The following is a 13111-nucleotide window of genomic DNA, read 5'->3' on the forward strand; positions in this document are numbered from 1 at the left end:
GCTACGCGAAGACGACGGTGCGGGAGCCGTTCAGCAGGACCCGGTGCTCGCTGTGCCACTTCACGGCACGCGCCAGCGCCTGGCACTCCACGTCGCGCCCGACCGCCACGAGCTGGTCCGGCGTGACCTCGTGCCCGACGCGCTCGACCTCCTGCTCGATGATCGGCCCCTCGTCGAGGTCGGCCGTCACGTAGTGGGCGGTCGCGCCGATCAGCTTCACACCGCGCGCGTGGGCCTGGTGGTAGGGCTTCGCGCCCTTGAAGCTCGGCAGGAAGGAGTGGTGGATGTTGATGATCCGCCCGCTCAGCTCCTTGCACAGGGTGTCCGACAGCACCTGCATGTAGCGGGCCAGGACCACGAGCTCGACGTTCTCCGCGCGCACCAGCTCCAGCAGCTGCGCCTCGGCGGCCGCCTTCGTCTCCTTCGTCACCGGGATGTGCACGAAGGGGATGTCGTACGAGCCGACCAGCTCGGCGAAGTCGGTGTGGTTCGAGACCACAGCCGCGATCTCCACCGGCAGCGCACCGATGCTCGCCCGGAACAGCAGGTCGTTCAGGCAGTGGCCGAACTTCGACACCATCAGCACGATCCGCATGCGCTCGTCGGAGCGGTGGATCTGCCAGTCCATCCTGAAGCTGTCGCCGATGGCCGCGAAGCTGGCGCGCAGCTTGTCCAGCGTGACCTCCGGCTCCGCCTCGAAGTGCACCCGCATGAAGAAGAGTCCGGTCTCCCGGTCTCCGAACTGCTGGCTGTCCACGATGTTGCAGCCGGTCATGAAGAGGTAACTCGACACGGCGTGGACGATGCCCTGCTTGTCGGGGCACGAGACGGTCAGGACGTACTGGGGCAGGGGCCGGGCCCCCGACTGCGGGTCGCTCATGACCCCATAGCCTTTCACACCGCGCGCGTGAGGATTTTCAGCACGTCCACCGAGGTCGGCCGCTCGTCGGGGTCCTCCCCGTCGGCGGTCGACATCCGTACGTGCGCCTCGCGCGACGCCCGCACGGCCTCGGGCCAGGCGGGGTCGTCCAGGTAGGCGGTCACGGGGGCGTCGGGGCCGACCTGGTGCAGGATCCGCAGCACCCGCAGCACCGCGAGGTCGACCAGGGCGGCCTCCTGCGCGTCGCGGAAGATCGTGCCTATGTACTTGTCGGCGGACCAGCTGTCGAGCCAGGTGTCCTCGACGAGGCGGTACACGGCGTCGGTGACGTCCCCGTACCCTTCGACGCCGGCGAGCCAGACCTCCTGCTGGAACGCGGGGTCGGAGAGCATGTGCAGCGCGGAGCGCACGTTGCTGCGCCAGCGCCACCACGGCATGTCGTTGAGGGGCATGCCGCCCATGGTGGAGGAGCGGCCGCCGCGGCGGGAAGAGTTCTTCGAACCTTGGGCGAATGTCACGCTTTCGATCGTACGTTCCCCACAAATGCGATCTTGACGCACCTATCCCCACCCAGGCCCCGGGCGTTCACCCGGGCGTCACCGGATGTTGTGTACACCTCAGCGCCGAGTTACCCCTGGGGCGGAATGGTCGGGGGACATGACCAAAAACCGACGCGCTACCACCCTGTCCCGCCTGCTCCTTGCCGCAGCGACGGGTGCGTGTCTCACCACGGCGTGTGGGGTGGTCCCCGGGAGCTCGGGGGGCTCCGGGGACACCCTCACGGTCATGACCTTCGCTCCCATGGGAACCAAGGCCACCAACATGCCCGGCATGCCGGGCATGGCCAAGGCGTACGAACGCTGGATCAACGCCAACGGTGGCATCAAGGGCCGCAAGCTGCGCGTCCTGACCTGCAACGAGAAGAACACCGCGACCGGCGCCGCCGACTGCGCCCGCGAGGCCATCACGAAGAAGGTGGTGGCCGTGGTCGGCTCCTACAGCCAGTACGGACGCGCCTTCATGGCCCCGCTGGAGGCCGAGGGCATCCCCTTCATCGGCGGCTACGGGGTCTCCCCGGAGGAGTTCCAGAGCACCCTGTCCTACCCCGTCAACGGCGGCCAGCCCGCGCTCCTCGCCGGCGCCGGCCACCAGCTCGGCAAGGCCTGCTCCCAGGTGTCCCTGGTCCGGCCGGACACCCTCGCCGGGGACACCATGCCGGTGCTGCTGAACGCGGGGCTGAAGGCCGGCAGCACGCCGGAGGCCTCCGACATCCGGGCGGCCGAGGACGCCGTGGACCTGATGCCGCAGGCCCGGGAGGCCCTCGCCGACGCCGGCGCGGGCGGGGGCGGGGGCGGCACGAAGGAGACGGCGAGCCCGGCGCCCGCCGCCAAGGGTGACGGCACGCCCAGAGCCACCACCACCCCCGGCCCTTCCGGCGCCGCCGGCGCCACCGGCGCCACCAGGGGGACGTCGTCCAAGAGCTGCGTCACGGCCGTGCTCGGCGAGCGCACCGAGACCTTCTTCGACGCCTTCCGCCGCGCCGACTCCACCCTCCACCGCAACCCGCAGATCTCCTCGGTCCTCGGCAGCGTCAGCCAGGCCCTGGTCGACCGCACCGGCGGCAAGGAGAGCCCCTTCGAGGGCGCCTACGTCACCAGCTGGTACCCGGTGTCGACGGACCCGCTCTGGGCGCCGATGCGCAAGGTGATCAGCGACCAGGCCTTCGGCGACGACACCGTCGAGGCCGACGACAGCGGGGCCCAGACCACCTGGATCGCGTACACGGTGCTCAGCCAGGTCGTCCAGAAGTTCAAGGCCGACGAGGAGGTCACGGCCCGCAAGCTGGCCCAGACGCTCAACCAGACCTCGGGCATCTCGACCGGCAACCTCACCCCGGAACTGAGCTGGCGCTACCAGGACATGCGGGCGGTGGCCGGCTTCCCGCGGCTGGTGAACGGCCGTGTCAGCTTCCAGGTCGTCCAGCAGGGCCGGCTCGTCGCACAGCCCGGCGAGCAGGACGTGGACATGACCCCGACCCTGGAGTCGGCCCCGCGCTCGGCCTGACCCGCTACAGCTGGGTCTTGTCGCGCCGGGTGAGCCCGTACTTGGCGGCGATCGTGTTCCACATGGTCGCCGCCGACTCCTTCGCCTTGGTGGCCTCGGCGCTGGACTTGTTGCCGTCGGCGGCGTCGTCGGTCGGCTTGGCCTTGCCGTCCTTGCAGCCGCCCTTGTCGTGGCCCGCGTCGTCCGCCCAGCCCGCGTAGCTGTTGTCGGCGTCCGCCGAGGCCTTCCACGCCTTGGTGAGCGCGGCCGTGAGGCGGGCGTGGTTGGGGAGCAGGTCCGTCTTGAGGTCCTGGAGGCGGGTGACCAGCTCCTCGCGCTGCCGGGCCGCTTCGCGCAGGTCCTGGGCCGCCTGGCCGAGGTTCTTGCAGTCCTTGATGTCGTCCACGGCCTTGATCACCGAGGTGCGGCTGTCGTTGGCGTCCGCGAGCAGGTTGTCGAGCTGGACGGCCTGCGGGCGCGCCGGGTCCACCGGCGCGGACCCGCCCGGGGCGTCGGCGGCCGCGGACCCGCCGCCCGCCGCCGGGGGCACCGCGACGGGGTCGTTGTTCTGTGCCTTGCCGTCGCTGAGCAGGGCGCCCACCCCGAGCCCGGCCACGGCCAGCCCGAAGACCGCGGCGGCGATCACCGCGGGCGGGATCCGACGCGCGGGCGCGGGCGGCGGCGGGGGCGGGGGCGGGGCTTGGAACTGCTGCCGCGGGGCGGCGGTCTGCGCCGGGGGCCGCCGCGGACCGCGCCGCTGCGGCGGCGCGGGCGGCGGCGTCCGCCGCGCCACCGGCTCCGTGACGGGCGGCAGCTGCTGGGTGTGCCCGGCCCCCGGGTCGGCGCCGCCGTCCCGGAAGAGCCCGTCGAACCCCTCGGCCCCGCCGCCGGCCGGACCAGGCCCCGCGGGGACGGGAGGGATGTACTGCGTCGCGTCCTCACCCGCGCCCGCCGGGACCGGCGGGATGTACTGCGTCGCCGCATCAGCCGCACCACCGGCCGGGACCGGCGGGATGTACTGCGTCGCCGCGTCGGCGGCCGGTGCCCCCGGCGCGGGTGCCAGCGACGGGACGACCTGCGTCTCGGCCCCGGCGATCATGGCGCCGGGCGTGCCCGGACCCCCCGGAACGGGCGGCGCGTACGGCGCCCCGGGACCGCCGGCGCCCACCTGCGGCACGTACTGCGTCGCCGCGTCCGCCATCTGCGCGGCCGGCCCCGCCTGCACCGGCGGCACGTACGGCGGCGCGCCGCCGCCCACCTGCGGCACGACCTGCGTCTCGGCCCCCGCCACCATGGCCCCCGGCGCACCGGGACCCCCCGGAACGGGCGGGGCGTACGGGGCCCCGGGACCGCCGGCGCCCACCTGCGGCATGTACTGGGTGGCCGCGTACGGCGCGTCCGCGTCCGCCGGCTGCCCCGCCGGCCCGCCCGGCGGCGGGTAGCCGTAGCCGTGCGGGGCGCCCGGCCCCTCGTAGCCGGGGCCGGCGACATGGCCCGCCTGCGGGTAGCCGTACGCCGGGCCGCCGGGCTCCGGCGGCGGGACGTAAGCGGGCTGGACCGGCCCGCCCTGCTGCCCGTACGCCTGCTGCCGCGGCGCGCCCTGCGGGTCCTGCGCGGGCGGGAACCCGTACGCGGGCGCCGCCCACGCCTGCCCGGCCTGCGGCGTCCCGGGCTGGGGGACGCCCCCTTGTCCGTTCTCCGTCACCGGGACTCCTTCTCGCCTTCTCCGACGTCCGCGCTCCGGGGGGAACCCGTGCGGCCGTCGGGTCACGCTACCCGGTCCCGGCGTGTCGACGTCAGGCCACCTGGACCTCCAGCCTCGCTCCGAACTCCCGCACCGCCGCTTCGTCCCGGTACGGTTCCAGCCGCGTCCGGAAGTCCTCCAGGTACTCCGCGCCCCGCCGCGAGCGCAGGGATCCCAGAAGGTCGGCGGCCTTCGCGGCGGTCTGGCAGGCCTGCTCCACCTCCCGCTGCTGCACCTGCGCCACGGCCAGCAGCAGCAGGCCGATCGCCCGTCGGCGGGCCTTCGTCACAGGGAGCCCCCGCAGCGCCTCCTCCGCGCGCCGGCCCGCCGCGTCTGCCTGGCCGAGGTCGCGGTGGCAGTGCGCGAGCTCGTCCGCCAGGTAGGCCTGGTCGAAGTGGCGGATCCACACCGGGTCGTCGCCCGACTCCGGCTCGGCCCGCTCCAGCGCCGTGACCGCCCGGCCCGACAGCACCGCCGCGGAGCGGGCGTCGCCGAGGAGCGCGTGCCCGCGCGCCTCCGCCGCGTAGAACATCGCCTCGACCCTCGGGGTGACCTGCCCGCGCGTGCCCTCCTGCGCGGCCCGCGCCAGCTGCGCGATCTCTCTCGGGTTGCCCAGTTCGGCCGCGAGGTGGCTCATCGACGCGGCCAGGACGTAGCCCCCGTAGGCGCGGTCGCCCGCCGCCTGCGCCAGGCGCAGCGCCTGGATGTAGTAGCGCTGGGCGAGGCCCGGCTGGCCCGTGTCCACCGCCATGTACCCGGCGAGTTCGGTGAGCCGGGCCACCGCCGCGAACAGGGCCCGCCCGACCGGTTCCCGGTACGAGCCGCCGATCAGCCCGGAGACCACGGAGTTGAGGTAGTGCACGACGACGGGCCGGACGTGCCCGCTGCCGAAGCGGTGGTCGAGGTCGGTCAGCGCCGCGGTGGTGGCCCGGACGGCCTCCACGTCGGACATCCCGACGCGCGCGCCGCCGTTGCGCGCCACCTGCGGGTCGGCCCCGGTGATCAGCCAGTCGCGGCTGGGCTCGACGAGCGCGGAGGCGGCCACGCTCGACCCGGAGAGGAAGTCGCGCCCGCCGACGTCGCTGCGCCACAGCTCGCAGACCTGCTCGATGGCGCCGACGACGGTCGGGGAGAACTGCAGGCCGACCCCGGAGGCGAGGTTCTTGCCGTTGGCCATGCCGATCTCGTCGATGGTGACGGTCCGGCCGAGTTTGCGCCCCAGCGCCTCGGCGATGATGCCGGGCGCCCGCCCGCGCGGCTGCTGGCCGCGCAGCCAGCGGGCCACGGAGGTCTTGTCGTAGCGGAGATCGAGGCCGTGCTCGGCCCCGCACATGTTGACGCGCCGGGCGAGCCCGGCATTGGAGCACCCGGCTTCCTGGATGAGCGCCTGCAGCCGTTCGTTGGGCTGGCGGGCGACGAGAGGCCTGGCTGCCATGAAAACCCCCTGAGACGCGGGTGATCGTAGGAATGATCACTTCCCGCCTGAAGTGCGGAGAATCTTCCTCTCTGCGACATGTCGTTACCCATCGGCCGCGCCCCGGCCTCCTGCGCGCCCCCGCGCATGCACCCGTGCGCCCCGCGTGCAGGATCGGTGCAGCGCCGACCGGCGCGTCTGTCCCCGTAACCCCGTGTGACCCCGGGAGTTGTGCTGGGCGTGGAAGAGACCATCGGAGTCACGGAGACCGCGCCCATCCCCCAGCAGCGCGGCGAGCTGCTGCTCGACCATGCCGTGCGGTACGTGGAAGAGCGGCACTGGGACGTCTTCGCTGGTACGTGGCTGGAGTTCGGCGACGGCCGGGAACTGTGCTCCTGCGGGGTCGCCGACTGCCCGGCGCCCGGGGCCCACCCGGCCGTGAAGGACTGGCGCTCCCTGGCCTCGGGCAGCGCCGTCGGTGTGCGGCGGATCTGGGGCAAGCACCCGGGCGCGTCGATCCTGTTGCCCACGGGCCGCACCTTCGACGTCCTGGACGTGCCGGACTCCGCCGGCTTCCTCGCGCTGGCCCGGCTGGAGCGGATGCAGCGCACGCTCGGCCCGGTCACCCTCACCCCCGACCACCGGATGCTGTTCTTCGTGCTGCCGGGCGCCGGGGCGAAGGTCCCGGACCTGGTGCGCAAGCTCGGCTGGCTGCCGCACGCCATCGACCTGGCCACGCGCGGCGAGGGCGAGTACGTCGCGGCGCCGCCGACCCGCTACGGCGGCCGGGGTCCGGTGCAGTGGGCCCGCAAGCCCACCCCGGCGAACCGGTGGCTGCCGGACACCGAGGAGCTGATCGACGCCCTCGCGTACGCCTGCGGGAGCGAGGCGGCCGCGGCCCGGGGCCGCCGCCCGGCATAGCGCGGAACCCGCCCGTCTGACATACGTGTCCGGAGGTTCATGACATTCGTAACTGCTGCGGCCTCTCCCCTTCCTCCTATGGTGAGGAAAGTACGACCACGGGGATGAGAACGAGAGGCAGGCGCATGCCGGACCAGGGTTATGCGGCAGCGGGCGGTAGCGGTGACGGCGGGACGGGTGGCGCGCGACCCGCGTCGGCCGTGGCGGCCGTGCGGATAGAAGGGCTGTGGAAGCGGTTCGGCGACCAGGTGGCCGTCGGGGGGATCGACCTGGAGCTGCCGGCCGGCCGCTTCGTCGGCCTCGTCGGCCCGAACGGCGCCGGCAAGACCACCACGCTGTCGATGGTGACCGGGCTGCTGCGCCCGGACATGGGCCGGGTCACGGTCGCCGGCCACGACGTGTGGGCCGACCCGGTCGAGGTGAAGAAGCGCATCGGCGTGCTGCCCGAGGGGCTGCGCATGTTCGAGCGCCTCTCGGGCCGTGAGCTCCTCGGGTACATGGGCCGCATGCGCGGACTGCCGGGCGAGGAGACCGACAAGCGGGCCACGCAGCTGCTGGACGTCCTCGACCTCGCGGGCTCGCAGCACAAGCTGGTCGTCGACTACTCCACGGGCATGCGCAAGAAGATCGGCCTGGCGGCCGCACTGCTGCACAACCCCGAAGTGCTCTTCCTGGACGAGCCGTTCGAGGGCGTCGATCCGGTGTCGGCGCAGACCATCCGCGGGGTGCTGGAACGTTACACCGCGTCCGGTGCCACCGTCGTCTTCTCCTCCCACGTGATGGAGCTCGTCGAGTCGCTCTGTGACTGGGTGGCCGTCATGGCGGCCGGGCAGATCCGCGCCGCCGGCCCGCTGGCCGCCGTACGGGGCTCCGCGCCCTCCCTGCAGAACGCCTTCCTCGAACTCGTCGGCGCCCGCGACCACGCCGCAGGCGACTCCCTCGACTGGCTCGGCGGCGCCCGATGAGCACCGCCGCATCCGGCGCCGCGGCCGCACCCGCCGTGCCCCTCACCCCGCTCTTCGTCCGCCTCAAGCTCTCGCTGATGCGCAACGGTCTGAAGGGCTCCTCGAAGCGCAAGGCCGCCTGGATCTCCAGCCTGGTCGTCTCGCTGCTCTTCTCCGCCTTCGCCACCCTCGGCCTGGCGATGCTGCGCGGCCACACCCACGCGAGCACGGTCGTCGTCCTGATGGGCGCGATCCTCGCGCTGTCCTGGACCGTGATGCCGCTGTTCTTCCCCACCGGCGACGAGACCCTCGACCCGAGCCGGCTGGTGATGCTGCCGCTGCGCCCGCGTCCGCTCGTACGGGCCCTGCTGGCCTCCTCCCTGGTCGGCATGGGCCCGCTGTTCACGCTCTGCCTGGCCGTCGGCTCGGTGGCCGCGGTGGCGCACGGTGCGGCGGGCGTCGTGGCGGCCGTACTGGGCGCCCCGCTGCTGCTCCTGGGCTGTGTGGCGCTCGCCCGGGCCGTGGCCACGGCGAACGTCCGGCTGCTGACCAGCCGCAAGGGCCGCGACCTCGCCGTCCTCAGCGGGCTCCTGATCGCGATCGGCGCTCAGGTGGCCAACTTCGCCAGCCAGCGCCTGTTCCAGCAGGGCGGGCTGTCGGCGCTGGAGCCGGTCGAGGCGGTCGTGCGCTGGCTGCCGCCGGCGACGGCGGTCGGCATGGTGGACTCGGCGGGCCGGGGCGCCTACGCCGAGGCCGCGGCCCAGCTGGCCCTCACTCTGGCCGCCCTCGCCGCCGTCCTGTGGTTCTGGGAGCGCAGCCTGACCAGGCTGATGGTCAGCCCCGACGGCTCGACCCTCGCGGCCGCCGCGCCGGAGAAGGACCGCGGCACCGGCGGCGCCTGGGCCTTCCTCCCCGACGGCCGCACGGGCGCGGCGATGCAGCGCACCCTGCGCTACGTGGTGCGCGACCCGAAGACGAAGTCGGCCTGGGTGTCGGCGCTGGCGATCGGCCTGATCGTCCCCGTCTTCAACGCCCTCCAGGGCACGGGCTCCGTCTACCTCGCCTGCTTCGGCGCGGGCATGCTCGGCGTGCAGATGTACAACCAGTTCGGGCAGGACACCTCCGCCTTCTGGATGGTCGCCCAGACCATCTCCTCCCCACGCGACGCGTACGTGGAACTGCGCGCCCGTGCCGGTGCGCTGGCCCTGGTCACCGTCCCGTACACGGTGCTCGTCACGGTCGTGACGGCCGCGCTGGTCGGCGACTGGGCGCAGTTCCCGGCCGCCCTGGGCCTGGGTCTGGGCCTGCTGGGCGCGATGCTGTGCACGGGTGCGCTGGCCTCGGCGCGCTTCCCGTACTCCATCCCGACGGACGGCGCCTTCAAGAACGTGGCCCCGGGGCAGGCGGGCCTGGCCTGGATGGGCATCTTCGGCGGCATGCTCGCCTCGGCGGTGATCTCCGCCCCGGTGATCGTCCTGGCGGTCTTCGTCAGCCTGTCGGACAACCCCGGCTCCCTGGCCTGGCTGACCCTGCCGGTCGGCGTCGTCTGGGGCGCACTGGCCGCCTGGGCGGGGCTGCGCCTGGCGTCCCCGACGGTCTCCCGCAAGCTCCCGGAGATCCTGGCGGCGGTCAGCAAGGGCTGACCCCCGTCCCTCCTCCCGCAGGGGGTGGCAGGCCGCCGGCCCGCCGCCCCCTGCGGCGTTCCCGGGCGGCCCCGGTGTCAGTGGGGGGCGTTAGCTTCGGGGCATGTCGATCAACGCACGACTGCGCGACTCGGCGTTCCTGCCGGGTGGGACCGCGCTGGTCAACGGATTCGCCTTCGAGAGCCGCAGTGGCGGTGCGCGGCGGGCGCTGCTGAGGAACGGGCACGAGCTGGAGGTCTTCGACCTCGAGGAGCTGTTCACCGGGGATCGGGCGCCGGGCGCCGTCTTCCCGCTGCCGTGGCCGGGCTGGGAGTGGGGGGTCCATTCCGTGAGCCCGGACGCGTCGTTCGCGGTGTTCTCCGGGCAGCGCGCCGTACGGGCCGTGGGCGCGGGCGGGGAGCCGCTCTGGGAGTACCGGCACGCCTGCTGGGGGCCGGAGCTGGGCCATCCGCACAGCGGGGACGAGCAGGAGGTGTGCCGGGGGTCGGAGCACGGTTCCTGCCGGGTCTCGGACGACGGCCGGCTGGTCTGGGCGCATGTCGTGACCGGGGATGGGGAGGACGACTGGCAGGAGATGTGGGTCGTCCTGGACGCGAGGGACGGGCGGGAGCTGGCCCGGCTCCCGCTGGACAGCGCGGCGGAAGGCTCGCACCACCTCTCCCACCCGGACGGGATCCACATGGGGCTGTCCATCGGCATGGGCCAGGACGGCATCCTGCTGCACTGGGCCCGCTGGGACGGCGAGCGGCTGACCGAGTGGGACCTCAACGAGAACCTGGACCGGATCCTGATCGACGTCCACCCGGGACACGCGGGCTACCTCACCGTCGAGCACTACGGATCGGACCTCGAACTGCACGCCCTGGACGGCGACGTCCTCGCCTCGGCGGAACCGGACGACGGTACCGCCGAGGCTCCGGCGAGCTGGGACTACGGCTGCGGCTTCGTCGACGCCGGCACCGTCATCGCCTCGGTCCCGGACGACGACGAGTTCCCCGACCTGGCCGGCCACTGGCTCCTCGACGCCCGGACCCTGCGGAAGCGGGGGCGCGTCTCCTATCCCGCCGGCTCCGTCACCGCGCAGCACCTGCTGCCGCTCGGCGACGGCAGCTGGCTGACCTACGACGGCGCCGCGCAGACCCTCAACCGATGGACCGAGTCGGCGGGTTGAGCGCGGCGTCCGGCCCCGGACGCACGCCGTGGACTCGGGGGACAACGTGCTGGCGGTCCGGCGGCTCCCTCGGGACAGGCCACAGAGCGTTCGGGCCGTCGCGGCCAGGCACATGCGGCGGGCCGCGCTGGGCTCACCGGAGGGCCGCGATCCACCCCGTCGGGTGAGCGCCGGACCGGCGGAGGACGGGCCGGGTCATCGGGAGGCCACGCCGGCGACCTCCTCCAGGAAGGGTTCCAGCGCCGCGCGCAGGGCGGCCGGACGGTCGAAGTGGACGTAGTGGCCGGCGTCCGGGATCTCGGCGTACTGGCCGGCCGGGAGGACGCGGACCATCTCCTGCGCCTCCGCACGGCCCAGTTCGCCGTCCAGCGCGCGGACGACGAGGGTGGGGCAGCGGACCTGGGCCAGCTCCTCCCAGTGCGCGTCGTGCACCCAGGTCTCGCGGGCCGTCAGCATCTGGCGGCGGGAGAAGAGGGGGCGCCAGCCGTCCGGGGCCTGGTGCATCACCTCGGCGAAGAAGGCGCCGCGGCCGGGGTCGGGACGCTCCACCCGGGGATCGTCCTCGCCGAACCAGCGGCGGGCGGCGTCCTGGGTGGGGAAGGGCAGCGGCCAGCGGCGGAACCACTCCTCCCACTCCTGCTGCGAGGCCTCGCCGAGCGCGGAGGCCCGCATGTCGCAGATCACCAGGGCCTGGACGAGGTCGGGGCGGCGGGCGGCGAGCTGCCAGCCGGTGAGTGCTCCCATCGAGTGCCCGACGACGACGACGGGGCCGAGGCCCAGCTGTTCGACGGCCGCCTCGGCATCGGCCACGAAGGCCTCGCGCCCGAGGGAGGGGGCGGGGGCGCCGGGGGCGGAGGGAGGGGCGCCGAAGCCGGTCGGGCCGCTCAGGCCCCTGAGTCCGCCCGGGGCGCCCGGCCCGTTGATCGCGGGGTGCTCGCTCTGGCCGTGCCCGCGCTGGTCCAGGGCGACCACGCGGCGGTGCTCGCCCAGCCAGTTCGCGGTGCCGGCCCAGTGGTGGGCACGGCCCATCAGGCCGTGCAGTAACAGGACCGCCGGCTGACGGGGCTCGGCGGGCGGATCGCGGAACTCCCAGGCGGCCAATCGGACGCCGTCGGCTGCAGTGACATCGATGCGCTGAACCACCGAGGATGCACCCCCTTCGCTCCCGGCCAGACTATCGAACCCGCATTCGAAAACGGGCGTCTCGCCGACAACACCGCTCTTTCGAGTGACCTTGCTCAAGGATTGGCGACCCCTGCCGATGGAGATCCTTTGAACAGGGAGGCGGGCCGCTCGGGGAAGACGGTCCGAAGGGGATGACCTTGAGAGCTCGGGGCTCCAGGTCAGCCAGGGGAGGACGGGTCCCGGCGCCGCGAGGCGCCGGGACCACTCGTCTTCACGGGGACTGCGTCAGCCGGATCGGCATGCGCGCCGCGGCGTCGACGGACGCCGCGGCCGCCGCGCGGGCTCCGCCCGCGTCAGCGCTTGGCGACGAACACGTGCGAGGCGATGTCCGCGTCCAGCTCGGCGGCCTCGCCGCCGCTGCCGACCAGCACCCCGCCCGGGGACTCGGTGACGCTCACGACCGAGCCCGGCTGCACGCCCGCGCGCCGCAGCGTGTACATCAGCTGGGCGTCGGTCTGGATCGGCTCGCCGATCCGGCGGACGACCACGGTCTTGCCCTCGCTGCCCGGGTCCAGGTCCGACAGGCTGACCATGCCGTCCTCGATGAACGGGTCGGCCTCGGCCTTCTCACCCAGCTCCTCCAGGCCCGGGATGGGGTTCCCGTACGGGGACTCGGTCGGGTGGCGCAGCAGCTCCAGCACGCGCCGCTCCACCGCCTCGCTCATCACGTGCTCCCAGCGGCAGGCCTCGGCGTGCACCTGCTCCCACTCCAGGCCGATGACGTCGACGAGCAGGCACTCCGCGAGGCGGTGCTTGCGCATCACGCGGGTCGCGAGCTTGCGGCCCTCGTCGGTCAGCTCCAGGTGCCGGTCGCTGGCGACCGCCACCAGCCCGTCGCGCTCCATGCGCGCCACCGTCTGGCTCACCGTCGGGCCGCTCTGGTCCAGCCGCTCGGCGATCCGGGCGCGCATGGGGACCACGCCTTCCTCTTCCAGCTCGAGGATGGTGCGGAGATACATCTCCGTGGTATCGATCAGTCCGGACATTCGTGCCCCTCGGATTGCGTGCGCTGGCCCTGTCCCCAATTCTGACGCATCGCACCGACAACCGTCCCGCGCCTGACGTCAAGGCATGTACGGGACATCCGCCCCGAACGCCGGGACGGCGCCCGGGACGCGCGGTGCGCGTGGCTCCGGTCCCGGGATTGACGCCCGTATTGACACGTC

General features: G+C 73.6%; 11 protein-coding genes. 5 read left to right on the forward strand and 6 right to left on the reverse strand.

Going from position 1 to position 13111, the window contains the following annotated elements:
* Nucleotide 1 precedes the first annotated feature (1 nt).
* Nucleotides 2-880 carry a formyltetrahydrofolate deformylase gene (gene purU / locus ACFY15_RS24150; protein WP_390687852.1) on the reverse strand — a complete coding sequence of 293 codons (879 nt, stop codon included), beginning with the start codon at nucleotides 878-880 and terminating at the stop codon, nucleotides 2-4.
* A gap of 14 nt (nucleotides 881-894) precedes the next feature.
* On the reverse strand, nucleotides 895-1341 hold the full coding sequence (locus tag ACFY15_RS24155; protein WP_390687988.1) for a hypothetical protein: 447 nt from the start codon (nucleotides 1339-1341) through the stop codon (nucleotides 895-897).
* Nucleotides 1342-1537: 196 nt separating this feature from the next.
* On the opposite strand from ACFY15_RS24155, the gene ACFY15_RS24160 reads away from it, so the two are divergent.
* Complete coding sequence (locus tag ACFY15_RS24160; RefSeq protein ID WP_390826045.1) at nucleotides 1538-2944, forward strand: ABC transporter substrate-binding protein; 1407 nt, start codon at nucleotides 1538-1540, stop codon at nucleotides 2942-2944.
* A gap of 4 nt (nucleotides 2945-2948) precedes the next feature.
* Here the strand turns inward: ACFY15_RS24160 and ACFY15_RS24165 are convergent, their stop codons facing one another.
* Nucleotides 2949-4628 carry a hypothetical protein gene (locus ACFY15_RS24165; protein WP_390826046.1) on the reverse strand — a complete coding sequence of 560 codons (1680 nt, stop codon included), beginning with the start codon at nucleotides 4626-4628 and terminating at the stop codon, nucleotides 2949-2951.
* Between the two features lie 91 nt (nucleotides 4629-4719).
* Nucleotides 4720-6102 carry a transcriptional regulator gene (locus tag ACFY15_RS24170; protein ID WP_390826047.1) on the reverse strand — a complete coding sequence of 461 codons (1383 nt, stop codon included), beginning with the start codon at nucleotides 6100-6102 and terminating at the stop codon, nucleotides 4720-4722.
* A 219-nt stretch (nucleotides 6103-6321) separates the two neighbouring features.
* Here ACFY15_RS24170 and ACFY15_RS24175 point away from each other — a divergent pair, with 219 nt between their 5' ends.
* The 4 genes from ACFY15_RS24175 to ACFY15_RS24190 all read left to right on the forward strand — a co-directional run bounded on the left by ACFY15_RS24175 (nucleotide 6322) and on the right by ACFY15_RS24190 (nucleotide 10760).
* On the forward strand, nucleotides 6322-7002 hold the full coding sequence (locus ACFY15_RS24175) for a bifunctional DNA primase/polymerase (protein WP_390687856.1): 681 nt from the start codon (nucleotides 6322-6324) through the stop codon (nucleotides 7000-7002).
* Between the two features lie 125 nt (nucleotides 7003-7127).
* Nucleotides 7128-7967: an ABC transporter ATP-binding protein gene (locus ACFY15_RS24180; protein WP_390687857.1), complete on the forward strand. Its 840-nt coding sequence runs from the start codon at nucleotides 7128-7130 to the stop codon at nucleotides 7965-7967.
* Nucleotides 7964-9589 (forward strand): transporter, encoded by a 1626-nt coding sequence (locus ACFY15_RS24185; RefSeq protein ID WP_390826048.1) that lies wholly within the window; start codon nucleotides 7964-7966, stop codon nucleotides 9587-9589. Before ACFY15_RS24180 ends, ACFY15_RS24185 begins: the two co-directional genes overlap by 4 nt.
* A gap of 103 nt (nucleotides 9590-9692) precedes the next feature.
* Nucleotides 9693-10760: a hypothetical protein gene (locus tag ACFY15_RS24190; RefSeq protein ID WP_390687859.1), complete on the forward strand. Its 1068-nt coding sequence runs from the start codon at nucleotides 9693-9695 to the stop codon at nucleotides 10758-10760.
* Between the two features lie 195 nt (nucleotides 10761-10955).
* Here the strand turns inward: ACFY15_RS24190 and ACFY15_RS24195 are convergent, their stop codons facing one another.
* Entirely contained in the window at nucleotides 10956-11903 is a 948-nt protein-coding gene (locus ACFY15_RS24195) for an alpha/beta fold hydrolase (protein WP_390687860.1), read from the reverse strand.
* Nucleotides 11904-12238: 335 nt separating this feature from the next.
* The gene (locus tag ACFY15_RS24200; RefSeq protein WP_042820656.1) at nucleotides 12239-12931 is read right to left on the reverse strand and encodes a metal-dependent transcriptional regulator; all 693 of its coding nucleotides are present in this window, start codon (nucleotides 12929-12931) and stop codon (nucleotides 12239-12241) included.
* Nucleotides 12932-13111 lie beyond the last annotated feature (180 nt).

This window comes from Streptomyces sp. NPDC001373 (genome assembly GCF_042895815.1).
GTDB lineage: Bacteria > Actinomycetota > Actinomycetes > Streptomycetales > Streptomycetaceae > Streptomyces.